Origin of the sequence: Corallococcus sp. AB045 (assembly GCF_003668895.1) — a bacterium.
Classification (GTDB): Bacteria; Myxococcota; Myxococcia; order Myxococcales; family Myxococcaceae; genus Corallococcus; species Corallococcus coralloides.
Map to the genome: position 1 here is coordinate 1 of NZ_RAWN01000092.1, position 19,814 is coordinate 19,814.

Sequence of the window (19,814 nt, forward strand, 5' to 3'; positions counted from 1 at the left end):
GGGTGGGGCGGACCTGCGGGGTCAGCGCCTGCTGCACTCGCGCCGCGATGGCGCCGCCAATCGACTCACCGATTCTGGACATGTTGGGTCTTCCCCCTCGAACCACCGAGACGGTGGACGTTGATGGATTATCGACCCTTGCCGCCCGGAGTTGCCGTGTTTCCGTGCCTACATCAGCCCCCAACAGGTGACATCAGTGCCGGATCCGGTACCGGTCCACGGCGGCCAGGAGCACCTCCGTGCGCACCGGCTTGCCCAAGAGGCCCACCGTCCCGGGCGGGGCCGCCTGGAGGTCTGGATCCGCGGTGAGCGCCAGCACCGGCAGCCGCGACGTCAGGCCCAGGTTCCGCAGCCGGGTGAGGAAGCGCTGGTCCTCCGGGTTGCGCAGCATCAGGCTGAGCAGCACCAGCGAGGGGATGTCCGGGATCTGGGACAACACCTCCAACGCCTGCGTGGCCGTGGCCACGGACAGCACCGTGTAGCCCTCCAACACGAGGAGGGCCACCAGGGCCTCGCGCAGGTCGTCGTAGCTTTCGACCACCAGCACGGTCGAGGTTTTGTCCAGGGCGACCACCATCAGACCATATACCGCCAAGGCCCCGGGGCGTGTGCACCCCGGGGCTTGGACCTGGGGACAGGGGGGCTCCTACGCACGAGCCTTGGGGCTCAGCTGGGGCTTGAGGATGACCTTGGTGTAGCCGTCCTTGCGCGCGTCGAACTTCTTGTACGCGTCCGGCGCGTCCTGCAGCGGCAGGCGGTGGCTGACGATCATGCTCGGCCTGGCGCGGCCCGCGATGATGAGATCCCTCAGGAAGTAGTCGTAGCGCTTCACCGGCGTCTGGCCGGTGCCCACGGTGATGCCCTTGTCGAACACCTTGGCCCAGGGCAGCGGGTAGATGCCCTGCTTCGCGTTCTCATCCGCCGCGCCGGGGTCCGGGGCGATGTAGACGCCCACGACGCCAATGGAGCCCGTGGGGTTCACCAGCTCCACCAGCTGCTCCAGCACCTGGGTGGGCTTCTCCCGGCCGCCGTGCGCGTCCGCGCCCTTGATGTCGCGCGACTGGTAGCCCACGGCGTCGATGCCGCACATCACACCCAGGGCCTTCTCCTCACCGGAGCGCAGCGCGCCCATGATGAGCGGGTTGCCGCGGCGCAGGTCCATGATCTGCTTCACCGGGTCGCCCTTGGTGAAGTCGATGGGGATGGCGCCCATCTCCTTCACCTTGGCCAGGCGCTCCGGGACGCTGTCCACCACGTAGACCTCCGAGGCGCCGCGCAGGAGCGCGCAGTAGCCGGCGAGCAGGCCCACCGGCCCCGCTCCGAAGACGGCCACGGTGGCGCCCGGCCGCACGTTCGCAAGCTCGGTGCCGTGGTACGCGGTCGGGAACACGTCCGACAGCAGGAGGAAGTCGTCCTCCAGGTCGTCGCCCGGCTTCCCGGGGATCTTCAGGCAGTTGAAGTCGGCCCAGGGCACCCGGAGCAGCTCCGCCTGTCCGCCGCGGTACGGACCCATGCCCGCGTAGCCGTAGCCCGCGTGCGGCGCTTCCGGATTGGCGATGAGGCACGCCTCGGTGCGGCCGCGCACGCAGTCGAAGCAGGTGCCGCAGGCGATGTTGAAGGGCAGCACCACGCGGTCGCCCTTCTTGATGCTCCTCACGCCGGGGCCCACCTGCTCCACGACGCCCATGTTCTCGTGGCCGAAGACCTGTCCGGCCTTGGACGCGGTGCGGCCTTCGTACATGTGCAGGTCACTTCCACAGATGCCGGCGGAGGTGACGCGGATGACGCAGTCGGTGGGAGACTCCAGCTTCGGATCCTCGACCTCCTCCACCTTCACCTGGCTGTTCTCTTTGTAGACGACGGCGAGCATGGGTTCCTCCCGGTTTGGCCCGTAACGCGGCCCACCAAAAGTGGGATGCGCCGCGTCCAGCGGAAGGGGCCGGGAATTGAGCGCGCCCGGCCGCCCCGTGCAGGCGTGCAGGGCGGGCGCGCATCCAAGCCCTCGCGGGCGTCCGGAAATGCCCCGCGCCGCTTCAGTGCGCCAGCACCACCGGCGCCTCCGCCGGGGACACCAGCGACTGGCGCTCCCACGCGCGGCTTCGCCAGCGCATCCACATGGCCAGACCGCGCGTCCACTCGTCCGCGGCCACCGCCAGCCACACGCCCGCGAGCCCCAGGTGCAGGTGGAACACCAGGTAGTAGCCCAGGGGCAGGCTCATACAGACCATGGAGATCATCGCCATGATGACCGGGAAGGTGGCGTCGCCCGCGGCGCGCAGCGCGTTCACCAGCACCAGGTTGAACGAGCGGCCCGTCTCCAACAGCAGGCTCAGGACGAGCACCTGCGAGGTGAGCCGCAGGATGTCGCCGTCGTGCGTGAAGAGGCGGATGAGCGGCTCCCGGAGGAGGATGGCCGTCACGTCCACCGCCACCGTGATGCCGATGCTCCACTTGAGGCTCTTGAGCACGCGCGCGTACGCGTCCTGCGAGCGCTGCGCGCCCACCAGCCGTCCCACGATGATGGACGTGCCCATGCCGATGGCCAGGCTGCACAGGAACACGTACTGGGACATGGCGTTGGCGTACTGCCGCGACGCCAGCGCCACCGGGCCCAGGTACGTCACGTAGTACAGGAACACCGTCTGGCACGCGTGGTACGTCATCTGCTCCACCGCGGACGGCACGCCCACGCGGAGGATCTTGCGCACGTACTCGCGCGTCAGCGCCACGAAGTGCGTGGGCTGCATCTTCACGTCCATCACCCGCCAGAGCATCCACGCGAAGACACCCACCGCCATCGCGCGGCTGAAGACGGTGGACATGGCCGCGCCCGCCACGCCGTGCGCCGGCATGCCGAAGTGCCCGAAGATGAGCACCCAGTTGCCCACCACGTGCACCACGTTCATGCCCATGGCCACGTACATGGACTGCCGCGTGAAGCCGTACGTGCGGATGAGGCTGGAGAAGACGTTGATGAGTGCCTGCAGGAACAGGAAGCCGCCCGCGATGTGCCAGTAGGTGCTCGCGTACGCCAGCGTCCGCGGCTCCAGGTTCATCCGCCCCAGGATGAAGTCCGCGGACAACAGCAGCCCGCCGCTCACGGCCAGGCCCAGCAGGAAGTTCATCGTGATGGCCTGCGCCGCGATGCGCGCCGCCTCCGTGCCGCGCTTCGCACCGAGATATTGCGACACGACGATGGACGCGCCGTGGCTCACCACCTCCATCACCAGGATGCAGATGAAGACGTACTGATTGACCACGCCCACCGCGGAGACGGCGGCGTCCGACACACCGCTGAGCATCAGCGTGTCCGCCGTGCCCATCAGCATGAAGAGGAAGATTTCGAAGAAGATGGGCCAGGTGAGGCGGAACAGGCCCGGCTCGCGGGAGGGTGTCGGCTCGACTTCAGTAGGCATGAATGCGTCGCGTCAGGTGGACCCACTGTGCGCGCGCGATATTTCGATTTCAACCAGAAGCACCCGCGCCGGCTGCCTGCCCGCCGCGGATGCTTTGCGCTGAAAAAGTGAGAGCGGAACCTACGACGACGTCAGCCGCTCCACGGTGTCCACCAGGTCTCGCAGGGAGAAGGGCTTCTTGAGGAAGCCGGCCCACTGCTGTTCCTCCATCTTTGCCTTGGGCGGCTGGATGGCGCTCATGACGAGGATGGGGAAGTGGTGGGTGCCGTCCTTGCGGATGGCGTCGATGGTCTCGTAGCCGTTCATCACCGGCATCATCACGTCGATGATGGCCAGGTCGGGCTTCTCCTCCTTGAGCCGGGCCAGCGCCTCGCGGCCGTTGCCGCAGACGACCACGCGCAGTTGTTCCTCTTCCAGGATGGCCTGGATGGCCTCCGCGATGTCCTGTTCGTCGTCCACGACGAGCACGGTCTTCATGAACGCCTCCGTCGGGACGTGCCCGCCGGAGCCTTCTTCGAGCCCGGCTTCTTCTTCGCTGGCGTCTTGCGGCCCTGCTTCTTCTTCGCGCCCAGGGGGGCCTTCACGCGGCCGGGGCGGGAGCTCTCTACGCGGGACAGGCGCGCGTGGCCGGTGAGGATGCTCTCCGCGCTCTCGAAGGTGCCCGCGACCTGGATGCCCTGCTCGCTGATGGAGAACTCGCGGATGCCGCTGTCGTAGGCGCTCTCCCGCATCTTCATGATGGAGAGCAGCCGGTAGAGCTGCGAGCGCAGCTCCACGTAGCGCACCAGGATGACGTTCTCCACGGTGGACGCGGCCTCTGGCTGGGGCATGTCCACGCCGGGGCTGAACAGGGGCGTCTCATCCGAGTACAGCGTGGTGACGTCCATCATCCGCAGCTGGTGGGTGAGCGCGGAGAAGAAGCGCCCCAGGCGGTCCGGGTACACCGCCGCGGAGCGGAAGCCGGACACACCGTCGATGAACAGGCGCAGCCGGTCCACCTTGCGCTCCTCGATGCGCTCCAGCAGCCGCTCCGCCAGCGAGTCCATGTTGTGCTCCAGCGGCGGCTGCCACTGGATTTCAATGAGGCCCTCGTCCACGTACTTCTTGAGGTCCCCCATGCCCGTGCCCTCCGCCTTCTCGATGAGGCGGGGAGGCGTCTCGAAGAAGCCGAAGTAGACGCCCGGCTGGCCCTCGCGCGCGCCCTGGAGGAGGAAGTGCAGCCCCAGGAGCGTCTTGCCCGTGCCGGGCGCGCCCAACAGCAGCGTGGTGGAGCCGGACAGCACGCCGCCCCGGAGCGCTTCGTCCAGGCGCGGGATGCCGAAGGGCATGCGGATGCGGTCCTCGCGCCCCTCCGCGGCGGGGTGCGCGAACTGCACCTCCGTGCGCGGGTGGATGACAATGCCCTGGTTGCTGATCTCCACCTCGTGGCGGCCCAGCAGGGACGGCCCGCCGCGGAACTTGATGGCGATGAGTTCGCGCACCGCGCGCGGCCCGTGCAGCCACAGCGACAGTTCGAAGATGCCGTCCACCGCGGTGTTCTCCGGGTGGAGCTCCCCTGCATGGTGCGGGGCGAGCAGCAGCGTGGTGCAGCCCAGGATGCTGCAGAAGGTCTGCAGGTCCTGGAGGAAGCGCTTGAAGCTCTGGTCCGAGCGGGCGAACTCCTTCGCCGCGTCCATGCCGTCGATGATGAGCAGCGTGGTGCCGTGCGCCTGGGCGTTCTTGCGCAAGAGCTCCAGCAGGCCCTTGAGCCCGTCGCGCTCCAGGTCGCGGTAGCCGCTGAGGTACTGGAGCCGGTCCGGGATGACGTCGGCGTCGAAGAACGTCATCTGCGACAGGTTCTCCAGCAGGCGCCCGTGCGACTCCGACAGCAGCGTCACGTAGAGCGCCTTGCCGCCGTTCTTCACGTGCTGGAAGGCAATCTGGTTGGCCAGCACCGTCTTGCCGGAGCCTGGTGGACCGATGATGGCGTAGGACGAGCCCTGGATGAGGCCGCCCTTGGTGATGAAGTCCAGCCGGGGCACATTGGTGACGAGGCGCTTCGCCGGGCTCTTGCCTTCGCTGGACGGGGTGCCGCCGTCCGCGTCTTCGGTGTTCGACACGAATCGTTCTCCCTCGGATGCGTCAGTACCGCTGGGTGCGATGCAGGGGCAGCCTCAACTCGAAACACGCGCCCTGGCCCAGGGCGCTCTTCACGGTCAGCGAGCCGTCGTGCGCGGCGGCGATCTCCTGGGCCAGGTAGAGCCCCAGGCCCAGTCCGTCGAAGCGGCCTCCGGAGGCCACGCGCTCGAAGCGGCGGAAGATGCGCGCGTGCTCCTCCGGCGCGATGCCCACGCCCTGGTCCTCCACGGCGAGCACCGCGTGGCCCTCGTGCGTGGACAGGCGCGCCTTCGCGGGCCGGTCCTCGCCGAACTTGATGGCGTTGGACAGGAGGTGGCCCACGGCCTGTTCCAGCATGCGCGGGTCTCCGAAGAGGAGGACGGGCGCGTCCGGCAGCTCCACGCTCAGGGGCACGTTCGCGCTGCGGGCCGGGGCCTGGAAGCGCTCCACCTGCTCACGCACCACCTGGGAGAAGTCCACCGTGTCCACCAGCAGCGCCATGTCCTGCGTGGACAGGCGGGACACGTCCAGCAGGTTGTCCACCAGGTTCTGCATCCGCGTGAGCTGGCGCACCGCGGGCGTGAGGCGCTTCTCCATGGCGCCGCCCGCGTCCGCGTCGTTCACCACCATCTCCACCGCGCGCTCCAGGTTGAGGCGCAGCACGGTGAGGGGCGTCTTCAGCTCATGCGCGGCGATGCTGAGGAACCGGTCGCGCGCGCGCACGGCGTCCCGGGCGCGGGTCTGCAGGCGCAAGAGCGCCTCGATGTTCGCGAGCAGCTCGTCCTCCGCCAGGGGGCGCGTCCAGTACGCGTCCGCGCCCTGGGCCAGGCCCCGCACGCGGTCCTCGCGCTGGACGGACACGGACGACAGGTGGGCGATGAGCAGGTCGTGCGTGGCCTCGCCCGCGCGCAGGCGGCGGCACACCTCGTAGCCGTCGATGTCCGGCATGTGCACGTCCAGCAGCACCAGGTCGGGCCGGCCCTGGGCGAGCCGGAGCGCCTCGCTCCCTCCCGTGGCCTCGAGCACCTGGTAGCCGCCCTGCTTCAGCGTGAGGCTCAGCAGGTACAGCGTCGCCGGGTCGTCATTGACGTTGAGGACCGTGACGGCGGTGCGGCCAGCCTGGGCGTTCTTGGCGTCGGAGGAGTTCACGGGCGGTGCCGCGGGAACAGTGGGGGCGCGGCCGGTGAATGGAACCACCGGCATCGAAAAAGATTGGCGGGAGCGCGCGGGCGTTTCGCCGGGTGTTGTCCGCCGGACGGATCCGGCGCTGGAGCCGTCAGCCTTTCCCCAGGCGGGCCGCCGGGCGCAGGATGCGGACACGCGGCGGGGCCGGATTTCCGGCCCGGAAAGGCACGGGACATGAAGGGCACGGCGGGTGAGCTGTTCGTGGACGATGGCGGGACGGGGCAGGGCACGCCGGTGGTGTTCGTGCACTCGGCCTGCGGGGACACGCGGCAGTGGGCGGCGCAGCTCCAGCACGTGCGCAAGCAGCGCCGCGCGGTCGCGCTGGACCTGCGGGGGCATGGCCGGTCCACGCTCACGTCGGACGCGGACTTCACGGTGGAGGACTTCTCCCAGGACGTGGCCGCGGTGGTGGACGGGCTGGGGCTGTCCCGCGTGGTGCTGGTGGGGCACAGCCTGGGCGGCGCGGTGTGCGTGGCGTACGCGGCGGCGCACCCGGAGCGCGTCGCGGGCCTCTTCCTGTTGGACCCGGCGTCCGACGGCCGCGAGGTTCCCAAGGAGGCGGCCGACGGGATGATGGCCGCGCTCGACACCGACGGCTGGACGCAGGTCATCGAGCAGTACTGGGGCACGCTGCTGGCGCCGTCCACGCCCCAGGTGCGTGAGCAGGTGCTGGGGCAGCTGCGGCGCACGCAGCGCGGGGCGGTGAAGGCCGCCATGGGCTCGCTGCTCAAGTTCGACCCGGTCACCGCGCTGAAGCGCTACCGGGGACCGGCCCTGTCCGTCATCACGCCGCTCAACCAGACCCCCGGCGCGTACCACGTGCTCGTCCCGAGTCTTCCCTCGAAGCTCGTGACGGGCACGGGGCACTGGGTACAGCTGGACGCCCCCGAGCAGGTGAACACCCTGATCGAGGGCTTCCTGTCGACGGTGCCCTGATCAGGGCATGGCTTCCAGGCGGAACTGCTGGCAGTCGTTGTTGGCCCAGACCCACTGCTGGACGGTGGCCCCGTCGCCGCCGCTCCAGCAGTTGCTCACGTCCAGCACCTTGCCGCTGTGGCGGGCTTCGAAGCGGGTGTAGCCGCCGGTGGTGGCCACCGGCTTGAACTGCTGGTTCGCGCCGCCCGCCCAGGACCACTGCTGCACACGCGCGCCGTCCGTCTGGCTTGCGTCCGCCACGTCCACCGCCTTGCCGCTGTAGCGCGACACCAGCCGCGAATAGCCGCTGTCCGTGGCCACCAGGGACCACTGCTGGCTGGAGCCGGTGTGGCATGCCCACTGGTGCAGCCCGGTGCCGTCCGCCGCGGACGGGCCCACGATGTCCACGCACTTGCCGGTGGCCTTGTTGACCAGCCGGTACCACGGCCCCTGCGGGCTGGACGTGCCGCCCCACTGGAAGGACGCCACCGAGCGCGGCGGCAGCGTGTACTCGAAGGACTGCCCGCTCCAGCGGACCTTGAAGGACAGCGTGGCGCCGTCATTCGAATTCAGCGCGATGAGCGCGCGCGAGCCGTCCGGATTGCGGAAGGCGAGCGTCTCGATGTTGTTGTTGCCCAGCGACGTGGCGCCCACGCGCACCGCGCCCGGCCGCACCACCTTCGCCAGGTGGGCCCACGCGTAGTACTCCTCGTTGCGCGTGTACGTGCCGTTGGCGTTGTCCACGGTGAACATGCCCCGGCAGTCCGCGCAGCCGCCCACGCGCGGCCCGTGGTTCGGGTCCAACGCCAGGTTCCAGTAGAAGGACGTGCGCGACCAGTGGCGCAGCGGCCCGAACAGGTTGTTCTGCAGCGCCCACTCCAGGTTCGCCGCGGCGTTGGTGGCCCAGAAGCCGCCGGTGCACTCGGTGAAGTGCACCTCCTTGGCGGGGTACGCGTCGTGGAAGGCGGACTGGACGCTGTAGCTGCCCTCGGGGCTCTCGTAGCAGTGGTAGGCCACGCCCGCGACGGCGCTCTGCGCCTGCCCGCCGTTGTAGGCCATCACTTCGTGCGGGTAGCCCGCGGGGCCCGCGCCGTCGTGCCAGTTGTGGTCCCACGCCAGCACCTTCACGCCGTTGAAGCCCGCGGCGTTGAGCGCGGGGCGCAGGTGCTGCGCCGCGAAGACGGACTGGTCGTTGGACTCCATCTGCATCGTCGCGTAGCCGCCGTTGGCGTTGTGCGGCTCGTTCTGGAGGCTCAGCGCGTGGATGGGCACGCCGTTCGCCTGGTAGGCCTGCACGAAGCGCACGAAGTAGTTCGCGTAGGTTCCGTACAGGTCATTGCGCAGGTAGCCGCCGCCGGTGAGCGAGTTGTTGAACTTCATCCACGCGGGCGCGCTCCACGGCACCGCGAACACCTTCACCTCCGGGTTGATGGCGCGCGCCTGCTTCAAGAGCGGCAGGATGTACGCCGTGTCGTGACCCACGGAGAAGTCGTTCAGGTCGCAGCAGGTGTCGTCGTAGGTGTAGTTGTTGCGCGAGAAGTCGGACGCGCCCATGGGCAGGCGGATGGCGCTCTGGCCCGCGCCCGTGGTCACGCTGAACAGGTCGTTCATGATGGCCGTGCGCTGCGGCGAGTTGAAGATGAGCCACGCGGACGAATCCGTGAGCGCGCCGCCGAACCCGTCGAGCGTCTGGTACGTCACGCCGTCGTTCACGTCGATGGCCGTCGCGCTGCCCGTCTCCGGACCGAACGTCTTGTTCGCCTCCGCGTTGAGCTTCTTCGACAGCGTGCTGCCGGACGTCGTCGTCAGCCACACCCGCACGCTCTCGTTCGCCGCGCTCGCGGCGGGCGGGAGGAGGGTGGAGGCGGCCAGCAGCAGGCCTTGCAGGGGGACACGGGACAACCACGAGGGCATGGGGGACTCCAGACACCAAGGGGGGAGTCCCACAGCCTATTCAAGTTGTTCTGCTAAGGCCCGTTAATCGTGGATGGCTGTGCCTGGGACGAAGCCTCGGGGAGGGCCTCCAGGCGGCGGACGGCGGCGGTGTGGAGCACGGTGAGCTGGCGCGCCAGTCGTTCCAACTGGGACTGGAGCAGGGGCGCCTCGGCGCCCATGGCCGCTCCGGCTTCGTCCGGGGCGGGGATGTTCCAGCCGATGAGCGCGTCGAAGGCGGGCAGGGGCTTGGGGCGGCGACCGTGGTGTACCGCGTCCGCCAGGTCCTCCATGCTCGCGTCCATGGCGCGCGCGTAGCGTGACAGGGCCTCCTGCACCGCCGGGGTGGAGGGCACGGAGCGCCGCGACGCGAGCAGGGTGCAGACGGCGGCGAACCGGCGGGTGAAGGCGAGCAACGTCATCAGCGGCTCCACCGCCTCCGTGCGCCAGCGCGGTTCGGTGAGCAGGCGCTGGAAGGACGTCTCCGCGTTGATGGTGGCGAGCCCCAGCTTGCGGCGCGCCTCCGCCAGCGCCGCCGCTTCCGGTGGCCCGTTGCGCTGCCACGCGCGGGCCAGCACGTCGAAGAACTCGCGGTCCGCGCGCAGCGCGTCCGCCATCTGCGCCGGGAAGCGCTGGTGCTCCGAGCGCCGCCACAGGAAGAAGGTGCCCGCGAGCGCCAGCGCTCCGCCGATGAGCGTGTTGACGATGCGCACCGGCGCCAGCGTCCAGTCCCCGCTGCCCATCTCCGCCAGCAGCACGAAGGTGAGCGTGGCGAAGATGGTGTACAGCCCGTAGTTGAGCGGGATGAGGCTCACGCACAGGGCCGCGGTGCAGAACAGGAGGCCCATCATCGCGTGCGGGTTCTGGAGCCACGACGCGACGGCGATGGCCAGCAGACCACCCACCACCGTCCCCAGCACACGTTGGAGCGCCTTGAGGAAGGTGGGGCCGGTGTACGGCTGCATGATGGTGAGCACGGTGATGGTCACCCAGTAGCCGTGGTTCGGACGGAACACGCTGGCCACGTACACCGCCGCCGTGGTGGTGAGCCCCGCACGCAGTGCGTGCCGCAGCACCTCCGAATCCAGCGTGAGGTGCGCGCGCACCGGGTCCAGCAGGGATGTGTGGGACTCCTCGGCCAGCTCTCGCGCGGGAGGCGGGGCCTGGGTGAGGGGGCCGGGCAGCCGGCACGCGGTGTCGAGCGCCACGTCCGCGCGCTCACGCAGCTCCGTGAGCAGCCGCGCGATGTCCGACAGCCGCGCCCGCTCCAGCCGCGTGACGAGCCCGCGCGCGTCCAGGTCTCCGAGCGCGTCGCGCAGCGCGCGTCCGTCCCACTCCGGCCGGGGCCGGCGGCTGCGGCCCTCCTGCTCCACCAGCCGCACCAGGTCCCTGGCCGTGTTCGCGCAGTCCAGGAGCGCCACGGCCACCGCCGCGCGCGGGTCTCCCACGGGGCCGCTCACCGGCGGGCCCAGGCTCTCCAGTTGCTCGCCCAGGGCGATGAGCCCCATGAACATCGCGTCCGCGCACTCCAGCAGCACCAGCAGCCGCTCACCCCGGCCGCGCTCACCCCGGCCCTGACGCGTGGCCGCGAGCGTGGTGCGCGCCACCTCCAGCAGCTCACGGATGCGCCCATGCTGCTCCTGGATGAGCGCCTGCCAGGCGTCCTCGCGCGAGCCCTGGACCGTGCGCGACAGCCCTTCCGCGTAGTCCGCCACCGCGTCGAAACACGCCGCCACCGCCTTGCGCGCGGGCCGGTAGGGGCGGATGGGCCAGAGCACCAGCGACAGCACCATGGCCCACGCGGAGCCGCCCAGCACCGCGGCGCCGGACTCCAGCGCGTGCGTGACACTGGCCACGGGCAGCCCCAGCGCGATGACGAAGGTGGTGGCGGCGATGTTGCCGGTGAGGTTCGCCGCCGCGCCGTACACGCCCGCGAAGCTGCACGCCGTCACCCACAGCAGGGTGGCGGGAATGGCCAGGGCGGGGTGCATTCCCGCCAGGCCCCCCAGCACCGCGGAGACCGCCGCCGCCAGCGCGGTGCCGCCCATGGCGCGGAAGCGGGCGTGATAGGAGCCGCCCTTGTCCACGAAGGACGTGTTGAAGCCGCCGATCGCCAGCCACAGGGTGGCGGGCAGGTGCAGCGCGGTGCCCACGACGGTGGGGACGAAGAACGCGAGCGCGGCCCGGAGGCCCGCCTTCACCGCGGGCCGCACGGGCGCGAAGCGGGCCACGGCCTTCGCATGGTCCAGGAACTGACGGTGGAGCACGCCTCCCCCATAGAGCAACGCCTCCGGCCGGGCCACCGGAATCCGGGCCCGGTGCCGTGGGGGCGTCACTCGCGCGCCGGACTCCGGACCGGGCTTTAGTACGGGGCGGGGGCCGCTTCCCTCAAGGGCGCACCGGCCGTGGCTCCGCGCCCCACGCCCAGGCCGTGGCGCCGGGCAGCGGTGTCCACGATGCGCTGCACGAGCGCCTCGTAGCCCAGACCGCGCTGCTTCGCCCCCATGGCCACCTCGCACTGGGTCTCCAGGTAGGGGTTGGGGTTCACCTCCAGGAGGTAGGGCTCGTTGGTGCGGCTGGACACGCGGAAGTCGATGCGTGCGTAGTCGCGCAGCTTGAGCGCTCGGAACGCCGTGATGGCCGCGCGCTCCAAGCGGCCCCTCAGTTCATCCGACAGGTCCGTGGGCAGCACCAGGTGCGGGCTGCCCGGTGTCTCCGGGCCGAACTTCACCTCGAGGCGGTAGGCGTAGTTGAACGCGTGGCCCGCCTCGTGGCGCAGGTACATCAGGATTTCGGCCTCCGTCTCCGCGCTTCCACCCAGCTCCGCTTCGATGGACAGCAGGTCCGGATCCGCCAGGTAGAAGGGCAGGCCGATGACGGGCACCCCCGACGGACAACCCCACTCGTCGGACAGGTAGCACTGGGGCTTGAAGGAGATTCCCTTCGCCTCCAGCTCGGCGTGGAGCTGCGCGATGTAGCGCTCCAGGGGCGTGCCCCCCAGCCGCAGGGACAGGTCCTTGATGCGCGCCTGGAGCAGCGCCTCGCGCCGGGGTGACAGCCGGCCTCGCTCCGCGCCCGTGATGAGACAGGACGCTCCGCCGCGGACGCAGGAGGCCCTCTTCACGGCCTGAAACACGAAGGGGACCCGGGCAAGCGGCCCGGATCCCCTCCACGTGTCAGCTCAAGTCAGTGAGGGACTGCTCACTGGACGGTGAACATCAGGTCGTCGCGGTCGTTGTACTCGCCGGAGATGCACGCGCTGGTCGGGGCGGTGTTGCCGTAGCGGAACTGCGCGCGCACGGCCTGGTTGGCGCCGGCGGGCAGCGTGTACGTGGCCGAGATGGTGTGCAGGTTCGCGATCGTCGGCACGACGGACGTGATCAGCGTCCAGGTGGGCGTCGTCGCGGTGGCGTTGGCCGTGTAGTACAGGTCCAACCGGTCCGACGCGGGGTTGAGGTAGGCCCAGATGGTGGCCTCCACCTTCACCTGCTTGCCCGCGGCGAAGTTGGAGCCGTCCACGGTGGACACCTTGAGGGCCTCCATGGACTCGTCGCTGCGGTAGGTGCCGGTGCTGCCGTCCTTGCACGTGCCGCGCAGCGTGTTGGGCGTGTTCAGCTCCGGGCCCCGGGTGCCGCGGCCGTTGAAGAGCGTGCCGCTGTCGCAGGTGGCCGCCGCCGCGCTGCAACGCACCGTCTTGTACGTGCTGTCGTAGGTGCCGGACGTGGACACGTTGGCCACCCGCACCTCGTGCGCCGCCGAGGTGGTGTTGTTGCCCGCGCTGTCATACGCCTTCGCCGCCACCGTGTGGGTGCCGTTGGCCACCGTGCGGCTGTCCCACGCGTAGCTGTACGGAGAGGCGAAGGCCGTGCCCTTCACCGCGCCGTTCACCAGGAACTCCACCCTGCTGACGCCCACGTTGTCGTTGGCCGTCGCGGTGATGTTCGTGGTGCCATTCACCGTCGCGCCACTCGCCGGCGCGGTGAGCGACACCGTCGGATCCACGGTGTCCGTGGGCATGCCCGGGAGGACGCCCTTGCCCAGCTCCGCCATGTACGCGGCGCCGATGCGCGCGAACTTCAGCGCGTGGTTGGCGGTGCCCCAGTTGGTGCCGTCCGTGCTGTTGGCCAGCGTGTCAGTGGCCTTGTGGATGTAGGGGCTGTGCTCGTTCAGGTCGTACCGCGCCTCGAACGGCATGGACGCCGGGTAGCCCTGGGCGTGCCACGACGCGTGGTCCGAGCACCCGTAGCCGCAGGCGATGTTGGCGCGCGAGTAGCCCGTGTACGTGTCGATGAGGCTGCCCAGGAACGCGTTCTGCGCCGCGTTGGTGTTGTCCGTGACGAGCGACACCTCCACCGTGGAGCCGCGGTAGTTGGTCATGTCCAGCTGGAGCACGCCCACCACGTTGGCGTTCGCGGCCTTGTGCGCCTGCGCGATGGCCTTCGAACCCAGGAGGCCCACCTCCTCCGCCGCGTACGCCATGAACTTCACCGTGCGCGCCGGCTTGTAGCCCTTCGCCATCGCCACCCGGAACACCTCCGTCAGCGTGGCGACACCGGAGGCGTCGTCATCCGCGCCCGGCGCGAGCGCGGTGGAGGGGCTGGACGCGTACTGCTGGATGGAGTCCAGGTGGCCGCCAATCACCACCACCTCGTTCGGGAAGACCTCGCCGGTGATGGTGGCGATGACGGATGGCTGGGTCCAGCTGGAGTGCGTGTACAGCTCCACCGTCACGTCGCTGCGCCCGTTGGCGTAGCCCGCCCAGATGCCCCGCAGCCAGCTGGCCGCCTGCGTGCCGCCCGTGGAGTTGTTGTAGTAGCGGTTCGTGTAGCTGGACAGCTGGGTGATGGTGGCCCGGATGCTGGCCTCCTGGAGGTCGGAGAACAGCGAGTTGACCACCGCCGCGTTGTCCAGCGTGTAGCTCACCAGCGACTGCGTCGGCTGCGCGGGCGTGAGCGCCGCGAGCGCCTCCTCCTGCGTGTCGTGCGCCATGTAGCCCGCGCAGCGGTGATACCTCTCGTGCATGATGGAGGAGACGTCGCTCAGCTGGGCCTCGGTGAGCTTGAGCACGCTCACCCCGTTCGCCTCGCGCACCAGCGTGGGCGCGCTCCCGCCGCGCAACGACGAGCGCACCGTGCCCGCCGCGTCCGAACCGATGGTGATGAAGACCTCCTTGTCACGCGGCTCTTCGGCGGAAGCGGTGGCGCAACACAGCGACACGACGACGGGGACCACTCTCTTCAAACGCATGTTCCGCTCCGATTCCAGGCGAGGGGCGCACTGACGGGAGGCACGACGAAAAACACCGCACGCTCAAGTCCGGGCCGGTTGGCCAGACCTCGTGGGTTGGAGGCGCATCCTGTGGAATTCAAGACACCGCCGTCAAGGCGGACAGCAGCGTGAAACACGATGAGACAGCTTTCGCCGCCAACGGTGACGCACCCCGGCCACGCCCGGACGCGCCGCGGAAGGGTTCACGCGGGTGTCACGGATGAATGATTGGAAAATGGGAAACGCGAGGGGGGAAGCCGCGGGGGACGGGCGGCTTTCAGGTCTGCAGGTTCATGGACAGCGAGCGGCCGGCCGCGAAGCGGGGCTCCGCCTGGAGCTTCTCCAGGACGCGGTCCGAGGCGACGAGCGTCACCTGGGGCAGCAGGCCCGGCTCGCTCATCCACTTCACCGCGCCCAAGAGGTGCTGGGCCTTGATGAACTCCAGGACGGCGCAGTGGAAGGCCTTGCCCTCCTCGCGCCACACCTGGGCCAGCTCCGCGCGGCCACGCTTCTCCAGCGGCTGGGGAGCCTTGGAGGCTTTTGCCGCGCGCCGCTTCGGGGACTGCTCTTCACGGGGCAGGACGATGATTTCGATGAACATCGCGGCACCCTCCTGAAGGCAAGAACAGCGAAGTGGCGCGGACTATCGCACGAAGCTGCGTCGTCCCGCCGCCGGGTGCCCGCTCTTTTGTGGAAGTCGCTGCCGCTTTCACGACTTCCCGGGCGAAGCCGCCTTGACATGCGTGAATTGCAGCTCTGATGGTCGTAGGCGCGCGCGGTGTTGAACGACACCCGACACGCCAATCACGCGAGGCAGACCATGGAACTGCACCACGGCCGCATGTTCGACCACGTCCACCTCCAGGTCCGGGACCTGGAGGCGAGCAAGCGCTTCTACCGCGCGGTGCTGGAGGTGATGGGCATCCCCGTCTTCAACGAGAGCGAGCGGCACCTGGCAGCGGACGAGCTGTTCCTCAGCAACGACCGCGAGCCCACCGCGCGCGTGCACCTGGCCTTCCAGGCGAAGGACCGGGAGATGGTGCACCGCTTCCACCAGGCGGCGGTGGCCGCGGGCGGCCGTGACAACGGCGCGCCCGGCGAGCGCTCCTACCATCCGGGCTACTACGCGGCCTTCGTGTTGGATCCGGACGGCAACAACATCGAGATGGTCCACCACGGGCCCGCGAAGCGCTCGGCGCCGTCCGTCGTGTACACGTGGTGAAGCCGTGAAAAGGCACGGGGGCCCCCGGACTGGACCGGGAGCCCCCATGTCACTTACGGGATGTCCGCGCGCGTCTTGACTAGCGCGCCGTCACGGTCCGGCCGCGCACCTGCTTCGCGGACGGGGCGGTGGGGTTGGTGGCCACCGCGGACGCGACGTTGAAGACCAGGTCGTCGCGGTCGTTGTACGTCCCGGACACGCAGGCGCTGGTGGCGGTGCTGCTGAAGCGGAACTGCGCGCGCACGGCGTGGTTGCCGGTGGTGCCGCCCACGGTGACGGGGAAGGAGAACGTCCTCGCCCCCACCGCGGTGCAGGCCTGGCCCGTGCTGATGGCGGTCCACGACGGCGTGGTGGTGTTCGTCGTGTAGTACAGGTCCAGCTGGTCGCTGGTGCCGTAGCACCACACCGTCACGTCCACCGTGAGCTGCTTGCCCGGGGTGATGGTGCCCTGGTCCACCGTCTTGAGCACGATGCGGTCGATGCTCTCATCCGAGTGGTAGGTGCCGCTGGAGCCGTCCGCGCAGGTGCCGCCCAGGGTGTTGGGCTGGTTGGGCTCCGCGCCTCCGGACAGCGTGCCGCGGCCGTTGACCAGCGTGGGGCCGGTGTCGCAGCCGCACACGGAGCCGCAGGCCGGGGTGCGCAGGGTGGAGTTGTACGTGGCCACGGTGGGCGTGCACACGTTGGTGGTGGTGAAGCTGAAGGCGGTGCTGTACGGGCTCGCGCCGCAGCTGTCGGTGGCCCGCGCGCGCCAGTAGTACGCCGTGAGGTTGGACAGGCCCGGCGTCACGTTCCACGCGCTGGAGGACAGGCCGGTGGCGCTGCGCACCACGTTGGTGAACGCGCTGTCGGTGGCCACCTGCACGTCGTACCCGGACGCGCTCGCCACGTCGGACCAGTCCAGGGCCGGCGCCAGGGCGACGCCCGTGGCGGCGTTGGCGGGGGCCGTCAGGGTGGGGGCCGCCAGGGTGACGCAGCCGCGCGTGGTGAAGCTGCGCGTCGCGCTCCAGGAACTGGTGCCACCGCACGAGTTGAGCGCCCGCACGCGCCAGTAGTAGGCGGTGGTCGCCGTCAGGCCCGGGGACACCGTCCAGGTGCTGGCCACGAGCGAGTTGGCGCTGCGCACCACGTTGGTGAAGGCGCTGTCGGTGGCCACCTGGACCTCGTAGCCGGACACGCCCGTCACGTCCGCCCAGTCCAGCACCGCGAGCAGCTCCACGCCGGTGGCGCCGGAGGCGGGGGTGGACAGCGTGGGAGCGCCGGGCGCCGCGCAGGTGGGCGTGGTGCAGGTGCAGGTGGACGCCGGGCCGAAGCACGCGTTGCTGCTCGCGGGCACGACCGAGTAGCAGTACTGGCGGCCGTTGGCGACCTCCGCGTCCGTGTAGCTGGTGCCGGTGACGGTGGCCACGCGCGCCTTGCCGAAGTCACAGCCCGCGAAGCCCTCCGTCTTCATCACCCAGTACTGGCTGGCGCCCGCGGAAGCCGTCCACGACAGGCCCACCTGGCTGTCGCCCGGGGTGGCCGTGGTGGTGGGGGCCGCGGTGGGGGCCGCCGAGCAGCCGCCGTTGGTGGGCGCGGGCGTGGAGCAGGCGATGTTGTGGCGGTTGTACGCGGCGTAGATGGCCGTCATGTGCGGCGTGCCGTCCGCCAGGTTGCCGTTGTCGTCGTCCGCGGCCAGCCACTGCATGTAGCCGTTCGTCGCGCCGCAGCCGTCGGACGTGCCGGCGGTGCAGTTGCAGGCGTGCCACGTGCCGATGTTCCCGGAGCCCTGGTAGAAGAGCTTGTTGCCCAAGAGGAACGCGTCGTTGGAGTTGTAGTTGAAGGGCGCCGCCGTCAGGTCGCGCGTCACCAGGTCCCACGCCGCCTGGCGCACGGGGGACGCCGCGCAGTGCACCTGCTTGCTGCACGGGCCGGAGCCGGACGAGCACATCTTGCAGGTGAAGTTCTGCGGAGTGGCCGGGATGTTCGGCACGCTCGCCGCCCAGTCCGCGTCACGCACACCCGAGCAGCGCGTGTTGCACCAGGACTGGCCCGCGACCTGCGCCTCCTGCTGGTTGTAGCCCGTGCCGTCCGGCGTCAGGCCGCAGCCCGTGTTCGTCGTCTGGAAGAAGCCGTAGCCCACGCAGGACGTCTGCAGGCGCAGGATGCCCGCGATGTCCGCGTAGCCCTCGCTGGAGTTGGAGAGCGAGCCGTTGGCGTCGTAGTTGTCCATGCCGTGGCCCCACTCGTGGTCGAACACCGCGCCAATCTCACCGGTGTTCCGGCAGCCGCCTCCGGACTTGTAGAAGTTCACGCTGCTGCCGTTCCAGAAGGCGTTGCAGGTGCTGTTCAGGTTCACGTTGGACGTGAGCTGTCCCTGCAGCCAGGTGTTGCTGGGCAGCCAGCCGCGGGCCACCTCTTTAATCTTGTTCAGCTCGTAGAAGCTGGAGCGCGCCGCCGGCGTGTTGCCCGGGGACGTGCCCGCGGGCACGGTGCAGTCGTGGTCGTTGTTCACGCCGCCCAGGTCCAGGCTGCCCGTGGCGGAGCTGACGTTGATGGCGCCGCAGCTGTCGGCGATCTTCACGTACTTGCCGGAGAGCGTCGTGTTGAAGGTGCCGGTGCTGTAGTTGTAGATGCCCGCGCCGTCCGTGAAGTTGTTGGGCGACGCGAAGCCCGTGTTCGCCCAGGGCATGGGCGTGTTGGGCTGCATGGTGCCGCACGTCTCGTTGGACGTGCAGGTCCCGATGTTGGTGGACGGGTACACGCCGCCCTTCACCTGCGCGTCGAAGTAGTGGTTGTCATCCTCCACGGCGAGCACCTCGCCGGAGTTGGCGTCCACCGTCACCTTCCAGCGCTCGTGCTCACCGGGGTTGGAGAAGCCGTAGCTCCACACCAGCGCGTGCCCGTAGCCCTGGCCGAAGGCGGCGCCCGTGCGCGCGTAGGGGGTCACCTCCAGCGTGGGCGGCTGCCACAGGCTGGTGGGCGACAGCGTCTGGCCCAGGAACGTGCTGCCCGCGGCGAGGGCCTGGTTCGCGCTGAAGCGGGGCTTCGTGTCGATGCCCACGTTGGCCCACGCCTCCGTGCCCAGGAGGATGAGGTTGCCGTGGCTGATGGTGGCCGAAAGCCGGCCGTGCCGCACCGTGATGCCGTTCACCACCTGCGGGATGTGCACCTGCCACAGCGTTTCCGTCACCTGCGTCACGCGCGGCGAGCCCAGCTGCAGCAGGTCCACGCCAATCGCGTCCTGGTGGTCCGCGACGAACTTGAAGACGAGCTCTCCCACCACGGACTCGTCCACGCTGCCCACCGAGCGGCCCAGCCCCTGGCGGACGGATTCGAGCGTGACGTTGTTGCGGAAGCCGTCACCCGGGATGAGCGGGAAGCTGCCCTGGATGCCCGTGGGCATGCCGGACATTGGATCCAGATACACCTGCACGTTGCCGCCGAAGCGGGTGACGAACCCCGCCCACCGGTCCGCGCCCGCGCGCGGCATCAGCGACCGCGCCTTCTCCAGCGGCACGTTCTGGATGGGCAGATAGAGGTCCGGCTTGAAGAAGGCCTTCTTCGCCACCGCGCTCTGCTGTTCGGGCTGGGAGGGTTGGAATGCGTACGTCGTGGATGACACCAGGAGGGCAAGACAACACAACGCGGACCGCAGGGGGCGCATGACGTCTCCTCGGGTGATGCCGCCGGACGGGGCCGGCGGGCTCCGGGGCGGAGCGCCTCCTGCTTAGGTCATGTGCTTTTTAAGTGTGTATTGCGGTTATTCCTGATTAGGGCCGTATTCCTGAAAGTGAAAGAGA

The 19,814-nt window shown here is 69.7% G+C and carries 14 protein-coding genes; 2 read left to right on the forward strand and 12 right to left on the reverse strand.

What is annotated here, in order from left to right; genetic code table 11:
* Positions 1–193: 193 nt before the first annotated feature.
* From D7Y21_RS21825 to D7Y21_RS21850, 6 genes are all read right to left on the reverse strand, one after another.
* Complete coding sequence (locus D7Y21_RS21825; RefSeq protein ID WP_120568261.1) at positions 194–577, reverse strand: two-component system response regulator; 384 nt, start codon at positions 575–577, stop codon at positions 194–196.
* Between the two features lie 69 nt (positions 578–646).
* A complete protein-coding gene (locus tag D7Y21_RS21830) occupies positions 647–1,870 on the reverse strand; it encodes a glutathione-independent formaldehyde dehydrogenase (RefSeq protein WP_120568262.1) in 1,224 nt (407 codons plus the stop codon).
* Between the two features lie 163 nt (positions 1,871–2,033).
* A complete protein-coding gene (locus D7Y21_RS21835; protein ID WP_121715460.1) occupies positions 2,034–3,416 on the reverse strand; it encodes an MATE family efflux transporter in 1,383 nt (460 codons plus the stop codon).
* Positions 3,417–3,536: 120 nt separating this feature from the next.
* Positions 3,537–3,893, reverse strand: a complete 357-nt coding sequence (locus D7Y21_RS21840) for a response regulator transcription factor (RefSeq protein WP_121715462.1) — start codon at positions 3,891–3,893, stop codon at positions 3,537–3,539.
* Complete coding sequence (locus D7Y21_RS21845) at positions 3,890–5,515, reverse strand: ATPase domain-containing protein (RefSeq protein WP_121715465.1); 1,626 nt, start codon at positions 5,513–5,515, stop codon at positions 3,890–3,892. The genes D7Y21_RS21840 and D7Y21_RS21845 overlap by 4 nt, the downstream gene beginning before the upstream one ends.
* 22 nt (positions 5,516–5,537) lie before the next feature.
* Entirely contained in the window at positions 5,538–6,662 is a 1,125-nt protein-coding gene (locus D7Y21_RS21850) for a hybrid sensor histidine kinase/response regulator (RefSeq protein ID WP_120568272.1), read from the reverse strand.
* A gap of 210 nt (positions 6,663–6,872) precedes the next feature.
* Between D7Y21_RS21850 and D7Y21_RS21855 the strand changes: the two genes are divergently transcribed.
* Positions 6,873–7,634 (forward strand): alpha/beta fold hydrolase, encoded by a 762-nt coding sequence (locus tag D7Y21_RS21855; protein WP_121715467.1) that lies wholly within the window; start codon positions 6,873–6,875, stop codon positions 7,632–7,634.
* On the opposite strand, the gene D7Y21_RS21860 is transcribed toward D7Y21_RS21855, so the two are convergent.
* The 5 genes from D7Y21_RS21860 to D7Y21_RS21880 all read right to left on the reverse strand — a co-directional run bounded on the left by D7Y21_RS21860 (position 7,635) and on the right by D7Y21_RS21880 (position 15,414).
* Positions 7,635–9,527: an RICIN domain-containing protein gene (locus D7Y21_RS21860; protein WP_121715469.1), complete on the reverse strand. Its 1,893-nt coding sequence runs from the start codon at positions 9,525–9,527 to the stop codon at positions 7,635–7,637.
* A gap of 53 nt (positions 9,528–9,580) precedes the next feature.
* Positions 9,581–11,881: an FUSC family protein gene (locus tag D7Y21_RS21865; RefSeq protein ID WP_233612237.1), complete on the reverse strand. Its 2,301-nt coding sequence runs from the start codon at positions 11,879–11,881 to the stop codon at positions 9,581–9,583.
* Between the two features lie 26 nt (positions 11,882–11,907).
* Positions 11,908–12,669: a hypothetical protein gene (locus tag D7Y21_RS42885; RefSeq protein WP_233612238.1), complete on the reverse strand. Its 762-nt coding sequence runs from the start codon at positions 12,667–12,669 to the stop codon at positions 11,908–11,910.
* Between the two features lie 77 nt (positions 12,670–12,746).
* Positions 12,747–14,792 carry a M20/M25/M40 family metallo-hydrolase gene (locus tag D7Y21_RS21875; protein ID WP_121715471.1) on the reverse strand — a complete coding sequence of 682 codons (2,046 nt, stop codon included), beginning with the start codon at positions 14,790–14,792 and terminating at the stop codon, positions 12,747–12,749.
* 298 nt (positions 14,793–15,090) lie between these two features.
* Positions 15,091–15,414 carry a hypothetical protein gene (locus D7Y21_RS21880; RefSeq protein ID WP_121715473.1) on the reverse strand — a complete coding sequence of 108 codons (324 nt, stop codon included), beginning with the start codon at positions 15,412–15,414 and terminating at the stop codon, positions 15,091–15,093.
* Positions 15,415–15,633: 219 nt separating this feature from the next.
* On the opposite strand from D7Y21_RS21880, the gene D7Y21_RS21885 reads away from it, so the two are divergent.
* Entirely contained in the window at positions 15,634–16,035 is a 402-nt protein-coding gene (locus D7Y21_RS21885; RefSeq protein ID WP_014397970.1) for a VOC family protein, read from the forward strand.
* A 79-nt stretch (positions 16,036–16,114) separates the two neighbouring features.
* Here the strand turns inward: D7Y21_RS21885 and D7Y21_RS21890 are convergent, their stop codons facing one another.
* Positions 16,115–19,678, reverse strand: a complete 3,564-nt coding sequence (locus tag D7Y21_RS21890) for a fibronectin type III domain-containing protein (protein ID WP_121715475.1) — start codon at positions 19,676–19,678, stop codon at positions 16,115–16,117.
* Between the last annotated feature and the right edge of the window lie 136 nt (positions 19,679–19,814).